The organism is Janthinobacterium sp. GW821-FHT03A03 (assembly GCF_059421435.1).
On the sequence record NZ_JBWKUZ010000007.1, the window covers coordinates 94,161 to 113,876 of the forward strand.

Annotated in this window: 21 protein-coding genes and 1 riboswitch; of the genes, 10 read left to right on the forward strand and 11 right to left on the reverse strand. The window is 63.5% G+C overall.

Translation table 11 applies throughout. The features are described 5' to 3' along the window. The first annotated feature begins 63 nt into the window (after positions 1 to 63). From dapE to AC07VI_RS15680, 3 genes are read left to right on the forward strand one after another with little or no spacing between them, the layout of a single operon-like run. On the forward strand, positions 64 to 1,200 hold the full coding sequence (dapE, locus tag AC07VI_RS15670; RefSeq protein WP_086145964.1) for a succinyl-diaminopimelate desuccinylase: 1,137 nt from the start codon (positions 64 to 66) through the stop codon (positions 1,198 to 1,200). A gap of 56 nt (positions 1,201 to 1,256) precedes the next feature. Beyond that, positions 1,257 to 2,147 carry a 50S ribosomal protein L3 N(5)-glutamine methyltransferase gene (prmB, locus tag AC07VI_RS15675; protein ID WP_086145965.1) on the forward strand — a complete coding sequence of 297 codons (891 nt, stop codon included), beginning with the start codon at positions 1,257 to 1,259 and terminating at the stop codon, positions 2,145 to 2,147. A 49-nt stretch (positions 2,148 to 2,196) separates the two neighbouring features. Beyond that, on the forward strand, positions 2,197 to 4,191 hold the full coding sequence (locus AC07VI_RS15680) for an ATP-binding cassette domain-containing protein (RefSeq protein ID WP_172404753.1): 1,995 nt from the start codon (positions 2,197 to 2,199) through the stop codon (positions 4,189 to 4,191). 37 nt (positions 4,192 to 4,228) lie between these two features. Here AC07VI_RS15680 and AC07VI_RS15685 read toward each other — a convergent pair whose 3' ends face one another. Then, entirely contained in the window at positions 4,229 to 4,729 is a 501-nt protein-coding gene (locus AC07VI_RS15685; protein WP_492995017.1) for a chemotaxis protein CheW, read from the reverse strand. A 201-nt stretch (positions 4,730 to 4,930) separates the two neighbouring features. Between AC07VI_RS15685 and arfB the strand changes: the two genes are divergently transcribed. After that, positions 4,931 to 5,329 (forward strand): alternative ribosome rescue aminoacyl-tRNA hydrolase ArfB, encoded by a 399-nt coding sequence (gene arfB, locus AC07VI_RS15690; protein ID WP_086145968.1) that lies wholly within the window; start codon positions 4,931 to 4,933, stop codon positions 5,327 to 5,329. Between the two features lie 3 nt (positions 5,330 to 5,332). Here arfB and AC07VI_RS15695 read toward each other — a convergent pair whose 3' ends face one another. Together AC07VI_RS15695 and AC07VI_RS15700 are read right to left on the reverse strand one after the other, a co-directional pair. Then, positions 5,333 to 7,192, reverse strand: coding sequence for a flagellar assembly protein A (locus tag AC07VI_RS15695; RefSeq protein WP_492995019.1), 1,860 nt, complete (start codon positions 7,190 to 7,192; stop codon positions 5,333 to 5,335). A gap of 266 nt (positions 7,193 to 7,458) precedes the next feature. Next, on the reverse strand, positions 7,459 to 7,857 hold the full coding sequence (locus AC07VI_RS15700; RefSeq protein WP_172404754.1) for a hypothetical protein: 399 nt from the start codon (positions 7,855 to 7,857) through the stop codon (positions 7,459 to 7,461). A gap of 263 nt (positions 7,858 to 8,120) precedes the next feature. Here AC07VI_RS15700 and ompR point away from each other — a divergent pair, with 263 nt between their 5' ends. Continuing rightward, entirely contained in the window at positions 8,121 to 8,822 is a 702-nt protein-coding gene (gene ompR, locus AC07VI_RS15705) for an osmolarity response regulator transcription factor OmpR (protein ID WP_223278807.1), read from the forward strand. Between the two features lie 13 nt (positions 8,823 to 8,835). After that, positions 8,836 to 10,194, forward strand: a complete 1,359-nt coding sequence (locus AC07VI_RS15710) for a sensor histidine kinase family protein (RefSeq protein WP_086145970.1) — start codon at positions 8,836 to 8,838, stop codon at positions 10,192 to 10,194. A gap of 159 nt (positions 10,195 to 10,353) precedes the next feature. Here the strand turns inward: AC07VI_RS15710 and AC07VI_RS15715 are convergent, their stop codons facing one another. Both AC07VI_RS15715 and AC07VI_RS15720 read right to left on the reverse strand, forming a co-directional pair. Then, a complete protein-coding gene (locus AC07VI_RS15715) occupies positions 10,354 to 10,833 on the reverse strand; it encodes an Imm26 family immunity protein (protein WP_086145971.1) in 480 nt (159 codons plus the stop codon). Between the two features lie 93 nt (positions 10,834 to 10,926). Continuing rightward, a complete protein-coding gene (locus AC07VI_RS15720) occupies positions 10,927 to 11,232 on the reverse strand; it encodes a ferritin family protein (RefSeq protein WP_226935859.1) in 306 nt (101 codons plus the stop codon). A 142-nt stretch (positions 11,233 to 11,374) separates the two neighbouring features. On the opposite strand from AC07VI_RS15720, the gene AC07VI_RS15725 reads away from it, so the two are divergent. Continuing rightward, positions 11,375 to 12,532 (forward strand): iron-containing alcohol dehydrogenase, encoded by a 1,158-nt coding sequence (locus AC07VI_RS15725; protein WP_070224018.1) that lies wholly within the window; start codon positions 11,375 to 11,377, stop codon positions 12,530 to 12,532. A 78-nt stretch (positions 12,533 to 12,610) separates the two neighbouring features. Continuing rightward, a riboswitch (TPP riboswitch) is annotated at positions 12,611 to 12,708 on the forward strand. Between the two features lie 85 nt (positions 12,709 to 12,793). Beyond that, complete coding sequence (locus AC07VI_RS15730; RefSeq protein ID WP_099374927.1) at positions 12,794 to 14,941, forward strand: TonB-dependent siderophore receptor; 2,148 nt, start codon at positions 12,794 to 12,796, stop codon at positions 14,939 to 14,941. On the opposite strand, the gene AC07VI_RS15735 is transcribed toward AC07VI_RS15730, so the two are convergent. The 3 genes from AC07VI_RS15735 to AC07VI_RS15745 all read right to left on the reverse strand — a co-directional run bounded on the left by AC07VI_RS15735 (position 14,938) and on the right by AC07VI_RS15745 (position 16,701). Continuing rightward, the gene (locus AC07VI_RS15735; protein ID WP_086145975.1) at positions 14,938 to 15,486 is read right to left on the reverse strand and encodes an AAA family ATPase; all 549 of its coding nucleotides are present in this window, start codon (positions 15,484 to 15,486) and stop codon (positions 14,938 to 14,940) included. The two genes, AC07VI_RS15730 and AC07VI_RS15735, sit on opposite strands and share 4 nt — an antisense overlap. After that, positions 15,486 to 16,097, reverse strand: a complete 612-nt coding sequence (gene pnuC / locus AC07VI_RS15740) for a nicotinamide riboside transporter PnuC (protein WP_086145990.1) — start codon at positions 16,095 to 16,097, stop codon at positions 15,486 to 15,488. Before pnuC ends, AC07VI_RS15735 begins: the two co-directional genes overlap by 1 nt. Positions 16,098 to 16,182: 85 nt before the next feature. Next, positions 16,183 to 16,701: a DUF2867 domain-containing protein gene (locus AC07VI_RS15745; RefSeq protein WP_492995024.1), complete on the reverse strand. Its 519-nt coding sequence runs from the start codon at positions 16,699 to 16,701 to the stop codon at positions 16,183 to 16,185. 79 nt (positions 16,702 to 16,780) lie between these two features. Here AC07VI_RS15745 and AC07VI_RS15750 point away from each other — a divergent pair, with 79 nt between their 5' ends. Further along, complete coding sequence (locus tag AC07VI_RS15750) at positions 16,781 to 17,419, forward strand: TetR/AcrR family transcriptional regulator (RefSeq protein ID WP_172404755.1); 639 nt, start codon at positions 16,781 to 16,783, stop codon at positions 17,417 to 17,419. 5 nt (positions 17,420 to 17,424) lie between these two features. On the opposite strand, the gene AC07VI_RS15755 is transcribed toward AC07VI_RS15750, so the two are convergent. Further along, positions 17,425 to 17,559, reverse strand: coding sequence for a hypothetical protein (locus AC07VI_RS15755; RefSeq protein ID WP_494808808.1), 135 nt, complete (start codon positions 17,557 to 17,559; stop codon positions 17,425 to 17,427). Between AC07VI_RS15755 and AC07VI_RS15760 the strand changes: the two genes are divergently transcribed. Then, the gene (locus AC07VI_RS15760; RefSeq protein ID WP_139842496.1) at positions 17,551 to 17,952 is read left to right on the forward strand and encodes a hypothetical protein; all 402 of its coding nucleotides are present in this window, start codon (positions 17,551 to 17,553) and stop codon (positions 17,950 to 17,952) included. The two genes, AC07VI_RS15755 and AC07VI_RS15760, sit on opposite strands and share 9 nt — an antisense overlap. A gap of 3 nt (positions 17,953 to 17,955) precedes the next feature. Here AC07VI_RS15760 and AC07VI_RS15765 read toward each other — a convergent pair whose 3' ends face one another. Both AC07VI_RS15765 and AC07VI_RS15770 read right to left on the reverse strand, forming a co-directional pair. After that, on the reverse strand, positions 17,956 to 18,489 hold the full coding sequence (locus tag AC07VI_RS15765; protein ID WP_086145979.1) for a hypothetical protein: 534 nt from the start codon (positions 18,487 to 18,489) through the stop codon (positions 17,956 to 17,958). A 128-nt stretch (positions 18,490 to 18,617) separates the two neighbouring features. Continuing rightward, positions 18,618 to 19,715, reverse strand: coding sequence for a tetratricopeptide repeat protein (locus tag AC07VI_RS15770; protein WP_492995027.1), 1,098 nt, complete (start codon positions 19,713 to 19,715; stop codon positions 18,618 to 18,620). Position 19,716: the final 1 nt, after the last annotated feature.

A 19,716-nucleotide genomic window follows, 5' to 3' on the forward strand; every position in this document is an offset into this window, starting at 1 on the left:
CACCTGCAAGGCTGGGGTCGTACGGGGACGCCGAGTCCCAAGGGTACGCCCCCGCTCCACACCATGACCACCTCCAAAACCCTCGCCCTGACCGAAAAACTGATCGCCCTGTCCTCGGTCACGCCCGACGACAAGGGCTGCCAGCAGCACCTGATCGACCTCCTCACGCCGCTGGGCTTTGTCTGCGAGACAATCCAGTCGAACGACGTCACCAACCTGTGGGCGCGCCGCGGCACCACCTCGCCCGTGTTCGTCTTTGCCGGCCATACGGACGTGGTGCCCACCGGCCCCGTCGAGCAATGGCGCTCGGAACCGTTCATTCCCACGCACCGCGACGGCAAGCTGTACGGCCGTGGCGCGGCCGACATGAAGACCTCGATCGCCGCCATGGTGGTGGCTTGCGAGGAATTCATCGCCGCCACGCCCGGGCACACGGGCTCCATTGCCTTTTTGATCACCAGCGACGAGGAAGGCCCCGCCACGGACGGCACCGTCATCGTCTGCGAGCAACTGAAGGCGCGCGGCGAGCAGATCGACTACTGCCTCGTGGGCGAGCCGACCTCGAGCGCGCAGCTGGGCGACATGATCAAGAACGGCCGCCGCGGCTCGCTGTCGGGCCGCTTGACGATCAAGGGCGTGCAAGGCCATATCGCCTACCCGCACCTGGCGAAAAATCCGATCCACGAAGCGGCGCAGGCGCTGGCCGACCTGGTCGAGGAAAAATGGGACGCGGGCAACGAGTATTACCTGCCGACCTCATGGCAAATGTCCAACATCAACGCGGGCACGGGCGCCAACAACGTCATTCCAGGCGACATGGTGATCGACTTCAATTTCCGCTTTTCCACGGCCAGCACGGCGGAAGGCCTGCAGGAACGGGTCCACGCCATCCTCGACAAGCATGACTTGCAGTACGATTTGCAGTGGACCCTGAGCGGCCTGCCCTTCCTCACGCCGCGCGGCACGCTCTCCGATGCGCTGTCGTCCGCCATCCAGGCAGAAACGGGCATCGCGACGGAGCTGTCGACCACGGGCGGCACCTCGGATGGCCGGTTTATCGCGCAAATCTGCCCCCAAGTGATAGAATTCGGGCCGCCCAATGCCAGTATTCACAAGATCGACGAGCACATCGAACTGCGCCACATCGATCCCCTGAAGAATATTTACCGGCGCACGCTGGAGCATTTGCTGCCCGTCTGAAGCAGAATACCGAGGCCCGTCACGGCGGGCCAGAACACCGTCTTTTCGAGAATGCCATGACCCCGAACCCGTTTTCCACGCCACGCGACCTGTTGCGCTACGCCGTTACCCGTTTCAATACCGCCAAGCTGTTTTTCGGCCACGGCAGCGCCGAAGCGTTCGACGAAGCCGCCTATCTGATCCTGCACACGTTGAAGTTGCCGCTCGACAAGCTCGAACCGTTTCTCGACGCCAAATTGCTGCCGTCGGAAGTGGCCAGCGTCATGAGCGTCATCGACCGCCGCAGCATCGACCGCGTGCCGGCCGCCTACATCACCAAGGAAGGCTGGCTGGGCACGTATAACTTCTACGTCGACGAGCGCGTGATCGTGCCCCGCTCCTTCATCGCCGAACTGATCCCTGAATACTTCTCGCCATGGGTGGCGGAACCGGACGCCGTGGAAAACATCCTGGAACTGTGCACCGGTTCGGGCTGCCTGTCCATCATGATGGCCGACGCCTTCCCGAACGCCGCCGTCGATGCCGTGGACATTTCCGCCGACGCGCTGGCCGTGGCCAAGCGCAACGTCGACACGTATAAATTGCAGGACCGCGTCACCCTGATCGAATCGGACCTGTACGCGAACGTGCCGGCCAAGAAATATGATTTGATCATCAGCAACCCGCCTTACGTGAATTCCGCGTCGATGGGCGCGCTGCCCCAGGAATACCTGGCCGAACCGCAGATCGCCCTCGACGGCGGCAGCGACGGCATGGACCTGGTGCGCAAGATCATCGCCGGCGCGGCCGAGCGCCTGACGGACGACGGCATCCTGATGATTGAAATCGGCAACGAGCGCGCCTACGCGGAAGCGGCTTTCGGCGAACTGGGCCTGACCTGGCTGACGACGAGCGCCGGCGACGACATGGTGTTCCTGCTGACGGCCGAGCAGCTCAAGCTGGCATAAACGCTGGCGCAAGCGGCGCAGTGCCTTAATTTACAACACAAAGAAAAAAATGATACGTTTCCTACAAGTAAGCCTGATGCGCGGCATCAAACCGTTGCTCGAACAAGTCGATGTCACCCTCAATCCGGGCGACAAGATCGGCCTGATCGGCGCCAATGGCGCGGGCAAATCGAGCCTGTTCGCCATGATGCGCGGCGAATTGCACCCTGACCAGGGCGAAATCGATTTCCCGGCCAAATGGCGCGTGGCTTACGTGGCGCAGGAAACGCCGCCGCTGGACCGTGCCGCGCTCGACTACGCGATTGACGGCGACGTGACCTTGCGCAAGCTGGAAGCGGAACTGGCGCGCCTGGAATCGGAGCCGGCCACGTCGGAAAACGGCATCGCCATCGGCGAGATCTACAGCGCCCTGGCCGACGCCGATGCGTATACCGTGCAGTCGCGCGGCGAACAATTGCTGCTGGGCCTGGGCTTTACCCTGGACCAGATGCAGCAGCCTGTCGCCAGCTTCTCCGGCGGCTGGCGCATGCGTCTGAACCTGGCGCAAGCGCTGATGTGCCCGTCCGACCTGCTGCTGCTCGATGAACCGACCAACCATTTGGACCTGGACGCCATCATCTGGCTGGAAGACTGGCTGAAACGCTACGCCGGCACCTTGCTGATCATTTCCCATGACCGCGACTTCCTCGATGAAGTGGTCAACGTCGTCGTGCATATCGACGAGCGCAAGCTGAAGCGCTACTCGGGCAACTATTCGAGCTTCGAGCGCCAGCGCGCGGCGCAGATGATCCTGGCCGCCGGCGCGCTGGAAAAGCAGCAGCGCAAGCGCGCCCACCTGGAGTCCTTCGTGAACCGCTTCAAGGCGCAAGCCTCGAAGGCGCGCCAGGCGCAAAGCCGCATGAAGGCGCTGGCGAAGATGGAAGAACTGGCGCCGCTGCGCGCCGCCGCCGAATTCTCGTTCGAATTCCGCGAGCCTTTGAGCGCGCCGAACCCGCTGCTGGTGATGGAAGACGTCGATGCGGGCTACAAGATCGAGAACGAAGCGACGGGCGAGATCACGCATAAAACCATCGTCAACGGCATCAAGTTTTCGCTGCAGATCGGCCAGCGCATCGGCCTGCTGGGCCAGAATGGCGCCGGCAAGTCGACCCTGATCAAGACCATCGCGGGCGAACTGATGCCATTGACGGGCGACGCCACCCTGGGCAAGGGCCTCAACATCGGTTATTTTGCCCAGCACCAGGTGGAAATGCTGCGCCACGACGAATCGCCGCTGTGGCATCTGTCGAAGATCGCGCCGACCACGCGCGAGCAGGAGTTGCGCAACTTCCTCGGCGGCTTCAACTTCCCCGGCAACATGGTCACCAGCTCGATCGCGCCGTTCTCGGGCGGCGAAAAGGCCCGCCTGGCGCTGGCCCTGATCGTCTGGCAGCGTCCGAATTTGCTGCTGCTCGATGAACCGACCAACCACCTGGACCTGGAAACGCGCGAAGCGCTGACGGAAGCGCTGGCGCAGTTCGAAGGCACCCTGGTCGTCGTTTCCCATGATCGCCATTTGCTGCGCGCCACCACGGACGAATTCATCATCGTCGCCGACGGCAAGCTGCAGCCATTCGACGGCGACCTGGACGACTACAAGGACTGGCTCTTCAAGACCAAGCTGGGTAAAGGTACCGATGTGCTGCCGGCCGCCGGCAAGGCCAACAAGACCGACTTCCCGGTAACGTCGTCCGTGCCTGCGCCGGCCGCCGCCCCTGCCGCGCCCGTGCGCGACAAGCGCCAGGAAGCGGAAGACCGCCAGAAGGCGGCCGCCCTGCGCAAGCCGATCGAAAACAAGATCAAGCGCCAGGAAGAGCAGATCGCCAAGCGCAACGCGCAAAAGGCGGAAACGGAAGAAAAGCTGGGCGAACCGACCATCTACGACGCCGCCAACAAGGCCAAGCTGAAACAGTTGCTGGCTGACCAGACCTTCTTCACCAAGGACCTGGCGCAGCTGGAAGCGGAATGGCTCGATTTGCAGGATCAATTAGAGCAACTCGGCTAAGGCAGAGCACAAAGACGACCTCCGGGTCGTCTTTTTTTTAGGCGACCTGCATGGGACCGGGGCTGCGGATCGCCATCAGGCGGTCGATGTCGACGAGGATCAGGCGGCGTCCCGCCACCGCGCCCAGGCCCAGCAGGTAGTCGGCTTCCGCCTCGCCCAGGCCGGGCACGGCGGCGATGTCGGCCGGCGCCAGGCTGACGATGTCGGTGACGCCGTCGACCACCATGCCCATCACGCCATTGCTCAGCTGCAAGATGATCACGTCGGTGGCGGGGTCGGGCGCGCCGTCGGCGCTGCCGAACGCGGCGCGCATGTCGACGATGGGAATGATCACGCCGCGCGAAACGGCCACGCTGTGCAGCACTTCCCCTTCCGAGGAAAAGCGGTCGAGTTCCTTGAGCGGGCGCAGTTCCCGCACGCAGCGGTAATCGAGGCCGTATTCCAGGCCGCCCAGCCGGAAGCTCAGGTACTGCGTCAGGGATGGCGCGGTGCTGCGTTGCACCGTTGCTGCGGCGCCAGGCGTCGTCGTGGGCTGCATGGTGTTCCTTTCATCCGGTAAGCGCTGCCAGGATGCGCAGTGGCGCAACGTTGGCCCCATGCTAACGGGCATCGCCGCAGGCGGCGTTGAGAAACATCAACTTTCCCGGAAGACAGCGCCCGCTGCGGCCGCGGCCTTGCGCAGGCGCAGTCCCGCGCGTCTTGCCTTACAATACCCCCATCGTTTTTCCACAGGCAGGCCATGCAACACCTCGTCAATCCCGCTGAAGTTGAATTCTCCGCCATCCGCGCCCAGGGCCCGGGCGGACAGAATGTCAACAAGGTCTCCAGCGCCATCCATCTGCGCTTCCCCATCGCCGCCTCGTCGCTGCCGGAAGCGTACAAGGAGCGGCTGCTGGCCCTGCGCGACAGCCGTATCAGCAAGGATGGCGTGCTGGTGCTCAAGGCGCAGCAGTCGCGCAGCCAGGAACAGAACAAGGAAGAGGCCTTGCGGCGCTTGCAGGAAATTATCGACAGCGTAAGCTTCCTGCCCGCCGTGCGCCGCGCCACCAAGCCCACGCGCAGCTCGCAGCGGCGCCGTCTCGACAGCAAGAGCACGCACAGCGTGCTCAAACAGTCGCGCGGCAGGGTCACGGATTAATCGCTACGGCGGCGCATACGTCCAGTCCAGGCTGCCCGCGCTGTCCGCAAACACGGGCTGCGTGGCCGGCGTGGCGCTGCGCAGCAGGGCCTTGATCTCTTTCGGCGGCCGGTCGTAGACCTTGGCCGGCCCGGGCGGCGCGACCATGGCGCGCACCGTCGTCTCGCCGTCGACCAGGCCCAGGACGCAGCGCGACTGGCCGGCCGTCGCCTGCCGCTCATGGCGCAGCTGTTCCACCAGGGCCAGCATCTGCGCGTGCAGGATTTCCGACTGCTTCACCTCCACGCGCAGGCGCGCCACTTCCTTCAGGACGGGCGCGATGCGCGCGGCCAGCTTGTCGTACTGCAACTGTTGCGTTGGCTGCAGCTGCCGCTCGCCGCGCCGCAGCTGGCCGGCCAGCGTCAGGTAATTGCGCACTTCGGGCAATTGCGCGATGACGTCGATTTCCTGCTGGCGCTTGTGCTGCATCTGCCGGTGCTGCGCGGCCTTCGCCAGGCTCTCCGCAATCTGTTGCTCCAGGGCGCTCAGGTCCGGTACCAGCGGAAAAAGCAGCATTTCCACCTGCTTGCGCGGGCCGGCGCTGCCGATGCGGATGGTGCGCGCCGCCACGGCGCAGCCTTCGGCCAGCTCGATGATGGCCTCGTCGGCAATAATCTCGCAATTGCTGGCATGGTCGATCACCACGCGCGTGCCGGCGATGACGCAGCTTTCGGCGCGCTTCAGGTGCACCTCGCCGCTCAGGGCCTGCAGCACGGAGCCGGACGCCACGCCCTCGACGCGCACGTCGCCGTGCTCATTGAACGCCGTGCCGCCCACCAGGTTGCGCTGTAGCAAAATCAAGCCGCCATGCGAGTGCAGATGGCCGTACACGTCGCCATGGATGGTGATGTCGCTGCCGTCGAGCTGGCGCTGCTCCTGCACGTCGCCATATTCCTCGTAGGCGGCGCGCAGCTTCAGATTGCCCGTGGTGCGGCTGCTGACGCCTTCGCGGCTGACGATCCTGTTTTCGATGGCAATCTTGCCATGCGCATCAACATTCACGTAACCAGCCTGCGTGGCGACGACGAAGTCGCCATCGCTGAAATGCTCGACGGCCGTGCCGGCGCCGGCCACCGTGGCCAGGTCCAGCTCCAGCGGCGCGGGCGGCGCCAGCACATTGCCGGCCAGGTCGTAGCCAGGCACGCCGGGGGCGCCCGGCAGCAGGCGCAGCAGGCGCGCATGTTTTTTCACCTGTGGAAAACGGTTCTTGAAGCTGAGCAAGTCCAGCCGGCCGTCGGGGCGCTCGCGCGGCGCGTCGTTACGGTGTATGCCCTGCGACACTTCGGCCAGCCGGGCGTCGCGCCCCGGCTGCGGCGGCAACGCCCGCGCCACCGTGATGCGCTCGGCCTTGCCGCTGCCGAGAATGGCGCGCACGGCAGCCGCATCAATGCCGTAGCGCACGCCCTTGCCCCACAGGTCGGCCACCAGCTCGTCGAATTCGCGCCGTGCCGGCGCCTGGCCGTCCGCGTCGGCAGGCAGGGTTTCAAAGTAAAACTCGGCGCTGTCGCCGCAGATCTTGACTTGCTTGTAGAGCAGGCGGCGCTGGGGCGGGAACGGCGCCACGCGGGCGGCAATGCGCAGCAGGGCTTCGCCCTTGGGCGCGGCGCGGGGCGTGGGGGCGTGAAACAGGGTCAGCAGGAACAGCGCGTAATCGAGGCCGGCCAGCAGCTGCCCCGACTGGAACAGCTGGCCGACGGCGGCGCGCAATTGCGCGGGCGCCAGCGACAGGTCGAGGAACACGCCCCCGTCGCGCTGGACAAGGCCGTGCGGCAAACCGGCCGCCTGGGCCGCATCAGGAACGGGCGTGTCGTCGTCGCTCACCATTTGCCTCCCCAAGCAACAAATTCAGAGAATTGCTTCAGTGCATTGGAACAATATCACGGGGCGTGGCGGCGTGCCGGATTAACATAATCCTGACGCAACAAACATGGGAATGAAAAATGGAGATGGATGTTTCAGGTAAAGTCACGACATCTGGCAAGACCATAGCGAGCGGAAGTGAATTGTGGCCGAGAAGCAGAACTGTACTTTAGTACAGTGAGCATCGCAGGCCACAAGTCGCGACGCGCAGTAGGTATTGCCGGATGTCATCAACGGCGCGGCGGATTCGAGTAAATATCCTGCCCCACTTCGTTGATCTGGCGGCGCAGGTCGCGGCGCTCGTCGGGCGTCATGCGGCCCGTGCGGCGCGAGGCGTCGGCGCCTTCGCTGGCGCGGCGCTGCTCTTCGGCGCGCGTGTCGAAACTGCGTGCGTCACGTTGTTCGCGCAGTCGCGTATCATTGCTGCTGCGCTGTACCTGCTCATAGCGCTGGGCCTGCATTTGCTGCTGTTCATCGCGGCGCGGCGGCGGCTGGTTTTGCGCATGCGCCAGGCTGGCCGCAAACATGGCGCAGACAACGAACGTGGACAGCACCAGCGTGGCAAAGAAGGCGCGTGCGGAGACCCGTGCGCTGGGAGCGGCGTGAATTTTTTGGGTAATGATATTCATTGAGTTCCTCTTCCGCAATGCCGTATAAACTAAAGCTGATTTCCACTGTGGCCCCAGTGTATGATGCTTTACACGGTGCAGTAAGAGTAATTGGGTAAAGTTTGTAACAGTTTGTAATGGGTCGCCGCAGCCCCTTGTGAGCGCCGCGCGAGGCGCTACTATAGCAACCAATATAAGATAACACGACACCCTAAATGACCACAACCTCCACATCCGGCAGCAACACGACTACGCAATCGATCCACGGCCACCAGGCAAAAATCATGGTGGTCGATGACGATGTGCGCCTGCGCGACTTGCTGCGCCGCTACCTGACCGAGCAGGGCTTCAATGTCTTTACGGCCGAGAGCGCCACTGCCATGAACAAGCTGTGGCTGCGCGAGCGCTACGACCTGCTGGTGCTCGATTTGATGCTGCCGGGCGAAGACGGCCTGTCCATCTGCCGCCGCCTGCGCGGCGCGGGCGACCAGACGCCGATCATCATGCTCACGGCCAAGGGCGAGGACGTGGACCGCATCGTCGGCCTGGAAATGGGCGCCGACGACTACCTGCCGAAGCCGTTCAATCCGCGCGAGCTGGTGGCCCGCATCGGCGCCGTGCTGCGCCGCAAAGGTCCCGATGAAATCCCGGGCGCGCCGTCGGAAACGCCGCAAACCTTCGAATTCGGCGACTTCGTGCTGGACCTGGGCACGCGCACCCTGAAAAAGAATGGCGAAACGGTGCCGCTGACCACGGGCGAGTTTTCCGTGCTGAAAGTGTTTGCCCGCCATGCGCGCCAGCCCCTGTCGCGCGAAAAACTGATGGAACTGGCGCGCGGACGCGAATACGAAGTGTTCGACCGCAGCCTGGACGTGCAGATTTCGCGCCTGCGCAAGCTGATCGAGCCTGACCCGTCGAGTCCGCTGTTCATCCAGACCGTGTGGGGCCTCGGCTACGTCTTCATCCCGGACGGACAGCCGCGCTGATCGCTGGCGAGGCATGATGAAGCTTGTTCCCGATATCAGCCTGGCGCGGCTGAAAAGCGGCCTGTTCTGGCGCACCTTTTTGCTGCTGGGTACTTTGACCACGGTCAGCATGATCACCTGGATCGGCATGATTTCCGTCATCCAGCGCGAGCCGCAGGCGCAGCAGATTTCCGCCCAGATCATTTCCGTCGTCACCATTACGCATGCGGCGCTGACGCACTCGGCCCCCGAGCTGCGGCGCGAGCTGCTGTTCGACCTCGTCAGCAACGAAGGCATCCGCATCTTCTCGCTGGAAGAGGACGACCGCATCGAGCCGCCGCCCGACAATTACCTGATGCCCGACATCGAGGCCCTGGTGAAGGCCAAGCTGGGCAAGGACACGCGCTTTTCCGCGCGCGTCAACGGCGTGGCCGGCTTCTGGGTCAGCTTCAAGATCGACGACGACGAATACTGGCTGATGCTGGACCGCGAACGCCTGCGCGGCCTGACGGGCTTCCAGTGGCTGGGCTGGGCCAGCCTGGTATCGCTGCTGTCGCTGCTGGGCGCGGCCATCATTTCCAGCCTGATCAATCTGCCGCTGTCGCGTCTGACGGCGGCCGCGCGCGACATCGCCAAGGGCAAGCAGCCGGCGCCGCTGCCGGAAAAAGGCCCGATCGAGATCATCGAGGCGAACCGCAGCTTCAACCAGATGGTCGATGATCTGAAACAGGTGGAGTCGGACCGCGCCGTGATTTTGGCCGGCATTTCGCACGACTTGCGCACGCCGCTGGCGCGCATGCAGCTGGAAGTGGAGATGGCCAACCTGTCGGACGAGGCGCGCGAAGGCATCCAGTCCGATATCGGGCAAATGGACGCCATCATCGGCCAGTTCCTCGACTACGCCAAGCCGACGGAAGCGTCAAGCTTCACGGACGTGGACCTGAGCGGCCTGCTGGCCGACATGACGCGCGAAGCCATGCGCCTGCCCGACGTGAAGATCAATGCCGAAATTGCCGAAGGCGCGCATGCGATGGGCAATCCCACCGACTTGCGCCGCGTGCTCAACAACCTGATCGAGAATGCGCGCCGCTATGGCAAGACGCCGGGCAGCGAGATGACGGAAATCGACATCGCCTGCCACGTGCGCACCAGCCACGGCGCGAAAAAGGTGATCATCGAGGTGCAGGACCATGGCGCGGGCGTGCCAGCGGAAAAGATCGAGCAACTGATGAAGCCGTTCACTCGCCTCGACACGGCGCGCGGGCAAGCCAACGGCGCCGGTCTGGGCCTGGCCATCGTCGACCGCGTGCTGCTGCGCCATGGCGCCGAATTGCAGGTGCGCAACCGCGAAGGCGGCGGCCTGGCGTTCCAGATCAGCTTGCCGGCGGCATAAGCGGCATAAGCGGCGTAGGTCGGCTTAGCGCAAAGCGCGTAAGCCGACAGCACCAGCGGCCTTGGCCAACAATGTTGTCGGATTAGGCGAGGCAAGGCCTCGCTAATCCGACCTACGCCGTCCGATGCAGGCTCCGGCACCAACGCCGCCCGACAGCCATCACGCCGACGCCTGCTCCGGCGCCAGCAATTTATTCATCAGCAATTCCGTTGCCCCGTAGCCGTACAGGGAATCGCTTTCCATGCCGGGCGTGTCGAAGGGGATCGATTCCTCGCGGTTCAGCTTGGCAGGGTCGGCGTCCGCATAACTGGCGCGCCAGGCGCGCTGCAAGGATTCATTGCGGCGGATAAAGGCCGGCATGGGCCAGGCGTCGCGCTCCCAGTGGCGGCTGTCGCCCAGCAGGGGCCAGCGCTCGTTGAGCAGGGCCATGTCGCCCGTGCGCAGGCGGCGCACGGCCTGCTCCGGCCGCAAGCCTTCCAGCTCTTCCAGGCTCGGCAAGCTGTCGCGCTTGGGCCCGAACATATACGCCAGCATGATGCGCCCGGCAGGCGCCCTGCGCGCCACCACGCCGACGGCATAGCCGCCGCCCGGCAAGGGCACGGCAAACCAGCTGCCTTCTCGGTATGGTAATGATCTCATCGTTGCAAACTCCCCCAAAATCGTGTTCGGGGCACAGTCTACGCGAAACGATGCGCATGTGGCGCATGGTACGTTACAGCAACAAACCGATAGTTACAAAATTTTCTCGTCATAATGATATTGGGCAACAATCGGCCCCGCCTTGAACAGCGCCTCCTTCATGGCCCCGTCCAGGCGCGCATCGCGGCGGCGCATCCATTCGAGCAGCATCGCCACTTCCTTGCGGCTCGTGTCGCCCGCATGGGCCAGTACGCGGCGCAGTTCCGGGTCCGTGCAGGCCTCGAAGCGCTGGCCGTTCAAGTCCAGCGCCTGCAGTGCGGCGATGGCGGCGCCGATGGCGCGGTGCATGTCGAGCGCCGTGGCCGGCAGGCCGGATTCTTCCAGTGGGACGGTGGTCATGCGCATTCCTTTTCGCGTGGTGGTGACATCGGCTGCATTCTCCACCGCGCGGACGAAAAGCTCAAGCGTCCACGACACGATTCCACCCGTTCGGCCATAATCATGGCTCGGCAACAGCCTCAACCTCGGCAGCGGGAGCCCCATGTTCAATTTCGATTTTTACAATCCGACGCAAATCCTCTTCGGCCAGGGCCAGATCGCCGCCATCGCCGGCCTGATCCCGCCGCAGGCGCGGGTCCTAATGACCTACGGCGGCGGCAGCATCAAGCAGAACGGCGTCTACGATGAAGTCAGGGCGGCGCTGGCCGGCCACACGGTGCTGGAATTTGCCGGCATCGAACCCAATCCCAGCTATGAAACCCTGATGCAGGCCGTGGCCATGGTGAAAAGCGAGCGCATCGACTTCCTGCTGGCCGTCGGCGGCGGCTCCGTGGTCGACGGCACCAAGTTCATCGCCGCCGCCGCCCTGCACGAGGGCGAGGCGTGGGACATCCTGGCCAAAGGCGGCAAGATCGTCGAAGCGGCCCTGCCCTTCGGCACCGTCCTGACCTTGCCGGCCACGGGCTCGGAAATGAATGGCTCGGCCGTGATCACGCGCAAGGCCACGCAGGAAAAGCGCTCGTTCATGAGCCGCAAGGTGTATCCTAAATTTTCCGTGCTGGACCCGTCGAAGACGTTCACCTTGCCGCTGCGCCAGGTGGGCAATGGCGTCGTCGATGCGTTTGCGCATGTCATGGAACAGTATTTGACCTACCCTGTGAACGCGTCCGTGCAGGACCGTTTCGCCGAAGGCATTTTATTGACCCTGATCGAGGAAGGCCCGAAAGCGCTGTCGCACCCGGACGACTACGACGTGCGCGCCAACGTGATGTGGAGCGCCACCCTGGCCTTGAACGGCCTGATCGGCGTGGGCGTGCCGCAGGACTGGTCCACGCATGCCATCGGCCACGAATTGACAGCCCTGTACGAGCTTGACCATGCGCAGACGCTGGCCATCATCCTGCCCAGCATGTTGCGCGTGCGCAAGCAGGCCAAGCGCGCCAAGCTGCTGCAATATGCGGCCCGCGTGTGGGGCCTCGATGGCGGCGACGAGGACGGCCGCATCGAGGCGGCCATCGCGCGCACGGAATTCTTCTTCCGCCACATGGGCGTCAAGACGCGCCTGGCCGACTACGGCCTGAACCATGCGAGCGTGGACGCCGTCGTGGCCGCCCTGGAAGCGCACGGCATGACGGCGCTGGGCGAACAGCGCGAAGTGACGCCCGCCGTCAGCCGCAAGGTGCTGGAACTGAGCCTGTAGCGCAGTTTGCAAATTCACGCCACTGTGTTGTAAAACGGTCAGCCGGCGGGACAAGCGGCCGTGCTTCATGCTAAGCTGTCATTTCGCTAGGGGTCCTGGAGCAGTTATCCGGGTGAGAGATACCCTTCGTACCTGATCTGGATAATGCCAGCGAAGGAAAGCGCAAAGTACCTCCCTCCTTTGATAGCTCCTGCGTTGGCGCCAGCCGAACAAGCAGCCTGCCGTGCTCTTTTCCGAGACGGCTTGAACCACGAGCAATCTATGTCCACACCGAATTTATCTGTTTCCGTCCTGACCCTGGCCATCCTGCACGCGTTTGCCGCGCCTGCCTTTGCAGCGAATGACGCCGCCGAAGCCGCCGAGCCGCAGGCGCAAAGCATGGCCGAAGTCGTCGTCACGGCCAGCAAGGCGCCGGCTGCCAAGCGCGCCTCCGTGGGCGGCTTTAGCGATGCGCCGCTGCTGCAGACGCCGGCGTCCGTCACCGTCATTTCGCAGAAAGACATGCAGGACTTGCAAATCCGCAATCTCAGCGATGCCGCCAGGCTCGACGCCAGCATCAACGATGCCTACAACGCCGTCGGCTATGCGGAACAGTTCACCATCCGCGGCTTCAAGCTCGACAACAATTCCAGCTATCGCAAGGATGGCGTGGCCATTCCCGGCGACACGCAAATTCCGCTGGAAAACAAGGAACGCATCGAAGTGCTGAAAGGCCTGGCCGGCTTGCAGGCGGGCGTGGCCGCGCCGGGCGGCGTGATCGACTTCATCGTCAAGCGCCCCACCGCCGCACCGCTGCGCACGGTGACCGTGGAAGCGCGCGAGCGGGGCACCCTGTACGGCGCCGTCGACCTGGGCGGCCGCCTGGAAGACACGCGCTTCGGCTACCGGGTCAACGTGGCGGCCGAGCGCTTGCGCTCCTACATCAAGGGCGCGGACGGCAACCGCAAGTTCATTTCCGGCGCCTTCGACTGGCAGATTTCGCCGCAAGCGCTGCTGCAACTGGACGCCGATTACCAGGACAAGGCGCAGGCGACGGCGCCCGGCTTCCAGCTGCTGAACAATAAAACCTTGCCGACCGGCATCAGCGCCGACGCCATGCTCAACCTGCAGCCGTGGACGCGCCCCGTGGAAACCGTCACCAGCAATATCGGCCTGCGATTCCAGTACGCCTTCAATGACGACTGGCGCGCCACCGTGTCGGCCAACCAGCACTCGTTCAAGCGCGACGACTACACGGCCTTCCCGTACGGCTGCAGCGGACAGGACCTGTACCCCGGCTTCTGCGGCAATGGCGACTACGACGTGTACGACTACCGCAGCCTGGGCGAAACGAAAAAGCCGCTGAGCGCGCAAGCCATGATCCAGGGCAAGTTCGCCACCGGCTCGCTGCGCCATGACTTCACGGCCGGCGTGTCGACCTTCCGCCGCAAGGACCGCGCCGGCCTGTACGTGTACGACTGGGTGGGCGTGAGCAACATCTACCAGCCGCAGATCGTCGGCACGTCGCCCGGCGTCACGGGCCCCGTGCGCCTGGTGCGCAAGGATACGGAAAACTCCGTTTTCGTGCAGGACATCGTCAGCCTGGCGCCGAACTGGAAGCTGCATGGCGGCTTGCGCCATATCAATGTCGATGGCTACCAGTATGTATTGAAGGCCGATACGGAAATCCGCGCCAAGCACGATTTCCTGCTGCCGAATGTATCGCTCGTCTACACCCCGCTCGACAATGTATCCGTGTATGCGGCCTATTCGCAGGGCATGGAACATGGCGGCACGGCCGACCGCAAGGCGATGAATGCCAACGAAGAACTGTCGCCGAGCCGCTCGAAGCAGATCGAATTGGGCGCCAAGATGGATGTGACGCCGGACTTCATGCTGGCGGCCAGCCTGTTCCAGATCCGCAAGGGCCTGGAATTCCAGAACACGGCCGGCTACTTCGTGCGCGAAGGCCAGGCCCAGCACCGCGGCCTGGAATTGTCGGCACAGGGCAAGGCAAGCGCCAACCTGAGCCTGGGCGCTTCCGTGACGGCCCTGAACAGCCAGCAGTCGGGCACGGGCAATGCGGACCTCGACGGCAAGCGCGTGCCGAACGTGCCCGCCTTCAAGGCGGCCGTGCATGCGAACTACGCCGTGCAGCAGGTGGCGGGCCTGAGCGTCAATGGCAGCTGGGAATATGCAGGCAAGAAAGCGTTTGAGTACAACAACACGACTTTCGTGCCGTCATACCACGTGTTCAACCTGGGCGCCGCTTACGCCACGCGCATCGCCGGCACGCGCGCCGTGCTGCGCGCCGCCGTCAACAACGTGGCCGACAAGTTCTACTGGCGCGACGTGACGCCGGAATCGGACGGCTATCTGTATCCGGGCGCCAGCCGCACGTTCAAGGTGTCGGCGCAGTTCGATTTTTAATTGAGGGAAATGGCAGGCGCTGCAGCGAGCGCCTGCTGCAGCAAGGGCGCCGCCTGTTCCAGGCGCGCCTCCAGGCTGTCGCGCAGCACGTGATAGGCGATGCCGCGCGCGTCGAGCTCGTCGAGCAGGTAGCGGTAGATCAGCTGGCGCACTGCTTCGGACTCGCGCTGCAAGCCGTCGGCCACCCACGGGCTGTCGGGCGCCGTTACCAAGGTCACATCGTAGTGCGCGGCATCGGCCAGCGCCGCCAGTTGCGCATCGGCGCCATTGAAATAATGGCGGCTGTAGACCGCCGTCATCAAGGGCGTCGTGTCGCAGAACAGGAAGTTGCCCGCCTGTGCGGCCGCGGCCGCTTCGCGTTCAACTTGCGTACGCGCAATCCCATACTGGTCTTCCGCCACGGGCACCCTGCCCTGCGTGGCGACGAATTCACGTAAATACTCAGGCACCCAGACGGTGCCGTAGCGCTCGGCCAGGGCGGCCGCCAGGGTCGACTTGCCCGACGATTCCGCGCCCAGGATGGCCACGCGCACGCAGCGGCCCATCACTTGAGGACCATTGCATCGGGCGCGGCCGGCGCCGCTTTTTTCCACGCCAGCAAGCCGATCGTGGCCATCACGACAAACACGGCATACAGGATGGCCGTCAGGGTCAGGTCCTTGTGCAGGTACAGCCACACGTACAGCACGTCGACGACGATCCAGACGATCCAGTTTTCCAGCTTCTTGCGCGACAGCAGGAATTGCCCCACCAGGCTGCCAGCCGTGAGGAAACCGTCCGCGTGAGGCACGTCCGTGTCGGTCGAGGTCAGCAGCCAGGCCAGCAGCACAAAGCCCGCCAGCCACGCCAGGGCGCTGCCCAGCCAGCCGCGCATGCCCAGCCGCGTGACGGGCAAGGTCTTGCCGCCGCTGGTCGGATGCAGCCACTGGTACCAGCCCCAGAACGAGACGCTGATGAACAGCAGCTGCAAGGCCATGTCGCCATACAGGCGCGATTCGAAAAACACGAAACCGTAGGCGGCCGAGGAAATGATGGCGAACAGCCACGCCCAGTGATTCTGGCGGATGTTCAGCGCAACGGTTGTCAGTGCCAGGACAAAGGAAATCAGTTCAAGCGGCGTGGTGGCAAAACCCAGCAGGAGAAGCGTATCGTTCATGGGAATCGTGATGAGGCTGGTGGTGCAGTATGCAATACCGGCCATGAATAAGCAAGATTGCCCTTGCCGTCCGCCCCTCCCCGCCTCAGGCGAAGCCCGCCCTGGCCGCGCGCGCCAGCGAATGCCGCACGATCAGCTTGTGAAACGGGCGGATCAGCAGGATGTAGGCGCGCCCCACCCGGTTGTGGCAATGCACGACGCTGCAGACGGTGACGCTGCCATGCCGGCCCGCGTCACGATTGCGCAGCACCGACAGGCGAAAGTCCAGGTGGCTGTCATCCTCGCCCAGGATGATCTCGTCGTCGCTGACGGCATAGATGCGGAAAATGCCGATGCGCTTGCCGGGCCGCGCTTCCATCTGTTTTGCCGTCCGGATGCCGAAACGCGCCACGATGGCGTCGCGCAGCACCATCAGCTTGTGCGCCCAGCCCGGCTGCTTGCCCAGCAGCTGGCGCGCCAGGCTCTGCATGTCCATCTGGCGCGCCTGCGCCGTCGGCAAGTCGACGGCGTAGGCGTCGGCCAGGTTGCTGCCAGGATACAACGGGGCGATGCTGGCGCCCGACGGCAAGTCCACGGTACGGACGGCAATGTTCATCTCATGCATGTGCTCTCCATGTTTTCAGTGATAACATGCCCATCATACACGACAATGTGAACAGCGATAACATCGAATGACAACAGCAATGACAAGCTATCATCACGGCAAGCTGCGCGACACCCTGGTCGGCGCCGCCATCGCGCAACTGGCGCAGCAGAGCGACGCCGCCCTGTCGCTGCGCGAACTGGCGCGCACGGTGGGCGTCTCGGCCGCCGCCGTGTACCGCCACTTTCCCAGCAAGGAAGCCCTGCTGGCCGAGGTGGCGGCGGCCGGCTTCGCCAGCCTGATACGGAAATGGGAAACGCAGCTGCCGCCGCCGGGCAGCCTGCCCGCCGAACAGCGCTTTCAGCTGCTGGGCCAGCAATACATCGAATTCGCCCTGGCCGCGCCCGCCCACTACCGGCTGATGTTCGAGCACCAGGACGTGCGCCAGTTTCCCGTCCTGCAGGAGGCGGCGCAGGCCTGTTTCCAGTACGTGCTGCAGACGGCGGGCGCGGCCGTGCGCGAGGCGGGTCTCGATGCGCGCTGGGACAAGGCCGCCGCCAGCGCCGGCTGGTCGCTGGGCCACGGCTACGTGATGCTGCTGCTCAGTGGCCGCCTGGCCATGGCCGACGGCGGCGACAACCTGTCGCCGGCCATGGTGCCGCGCTTCTTCCAGCTGCCGCTGGAAGCGCTGCGGCAGGCTGCCTTGCCAGGCGGGACAAGCGCAATACCGTCAAATTGACTCGGTTACCGGCAGGCGCCATTTTCAGGAGCTGATGATTCATGCACAATATAGCGATAGACGCGCTCTCCTTGATCGCCAGGCAATGCCTTGCCGTCACGTGCCTGCAACGCTTTTGCCGGCGCTTTGACATGGATCATCCCGCCCTGTCCGCGTTCGCCGCTCACGTGTGGGAAGTGGCGCAGCTCGCGCCTGGAGAGTTTGCAGCCTGGGAACGGGGCTTTGCTTCCCTGGCCGTGACGGGCATGGGCGATCCCTGGCCCGCCGAGGTAAGCATGGCCATGCCCGGGCACCTGCGCGGCACGCTGGAAGAACTGGTGCAGCATGTGCTGGAAACGAGCGCCTGCACCTGGCATGGCGATGACCTTCCAGCAAGCCGGCGCCAGCTGGAAGCCGTTTTTGCCATCTGCGTCCGGCATGACGTGGCGCTGCCGCAGCTTGGGCACTATGCGCAGCACGATGCGGCGCTGCGCGGCGGCTGGGGGCCGGCGCTCACGGACGGGGAAGTGAAGGCCTGGCAAGCCTTGATATAACGCTCACGCCAGAAGGCCCTGGCGCACCTGGTCGAGCAGGCGCTCCTCTTCATCCGTATCGGCATCGATTTGCGTGACCACGGTCCAGAACGGCGCGCACGTCTTGATCTGCTCGAAAGCACGGCTCGTTTCCAGCCGCACCATGGTTTTCCTCAGGCTGTGCAGATAGCCTTCCTCGATGGCGCAGAGCAGCTCGTCATCGGCGGCGTCGATCAGCTCGCTTAAAGCATCTTCGATCCTTGCGTGGCCCTCCTCCCATAATTGCCCGATTTCCGGCACATCGGCTTCCATGCACTCGTTGGACCAGTCAGGAGGATAGTAATCGCGCGCCCTGTTACCGGGATCGGTGTCGAAGCTCAGAGAAATGGACGGGAACGATACGGCATTGAAGGCAAAGGCTGAAAATGCCTGATCCTTGAAAGCGGACGCGCCCAGCAGCGCCAGCGATGCATGGGCCAGCCTGAACCAGCTTGCTTCAACGTCGTATGCAGTTTCAAACGCGTGCCAATCCGGCGGCAAATCGGGAGTCTGGGGCATGGGAACCTGTCGAAAAAGAATAGCGGTGGATAGTGCGAGGAATTATACGTGGCGCAGCCCATGCGGCAGGCTGTGGCGCGTGAACAGTGCGCGCGATGCCGGGACGGCAAACCGGCGGGACGCTGCGCTTAGTCGGCGGCCAGGAAATATGGTTTTTGCAACAGCGACGCGGCGCTTGGCTGCGGGGTGGCGGGCGGTGGACGGACACCCATGGCGGCGTCGAGCAGGCTCTTTCGTTGACCATCCCACGGCGGCAGATCGGCTGGTGGCAATGGCAGGATTTTATCGAGGTTGGGGAAGCGGCGATTGGGGTTGAAGCCGAGGGCACGACTAAGTACGCCGTAACGTTCCGCTCGCGCCTTATCAATATACGGAACCAGCATATTTGCAAGATCAAACGGATCGCCGAATTCAATCTTGAGTTTGTTTGCGCATTTCTCGCAGCCCAGCCTTACTCCGGTATGTAATACCTGCAAAGCACGTTCTTTGGTTTCAGTGGTTCTTTCCCCATCAGACGTGCCGTCAGGCGTTCTTACTACAACATATAAATAAGATAAATCATATGCGGATGGGCCATATCCCTGCCCCAGCGCGCACTCCATCATCTTGATTGCCACAGGAATATTCCCCCACATTTCAGCACCTGGATAATCCTTCCCCGCAGTGAGTTTTTCTCCTAAAAAACCCAGCGCTTGCGGGTTACCCATCTGCGCCGCCTTTTGCCAGAAGGCATAAGCGCGAGTGATGTCGCCGTTGACACCCGTGCCATTCGCATAATACGTTCCCATCCGGTCATAGGCCGCCGGTATGCCCAGCCGCATCGCCTTTTCCACCAGTTGCACCGCTTCTTCCTCACCATATAAAGGATCGCGTCCTTCCACATACAGACTGGCCAGATTGAGCATCGCCTTCCAGTGCAATCGCTCTGCCGCCTGATGCGTCAGAGCGACGATTTTTTTGTAATCGCGGTCTTCCACGAAAATTTCGGGATCTTCCATGGCGCGCGCTTCAAGAAACCAGTCCTCGGCTTGAGCATCGATGGGCGGCACCTTGCTTGCCTCGGTTTCACAAATAAAATCCGAAACATGCGGATTGAAGAGGGGCAGGCTTTGGTTACGTGGCAGGACTTTGTCGTTAGGCATTTTGCAGGCAATCAAAGGAACAAAGAGAAGAACTGCCAACGCAAGAAATGGCAGGCGAAAAAAGACGATACTTTTCTTATTCATG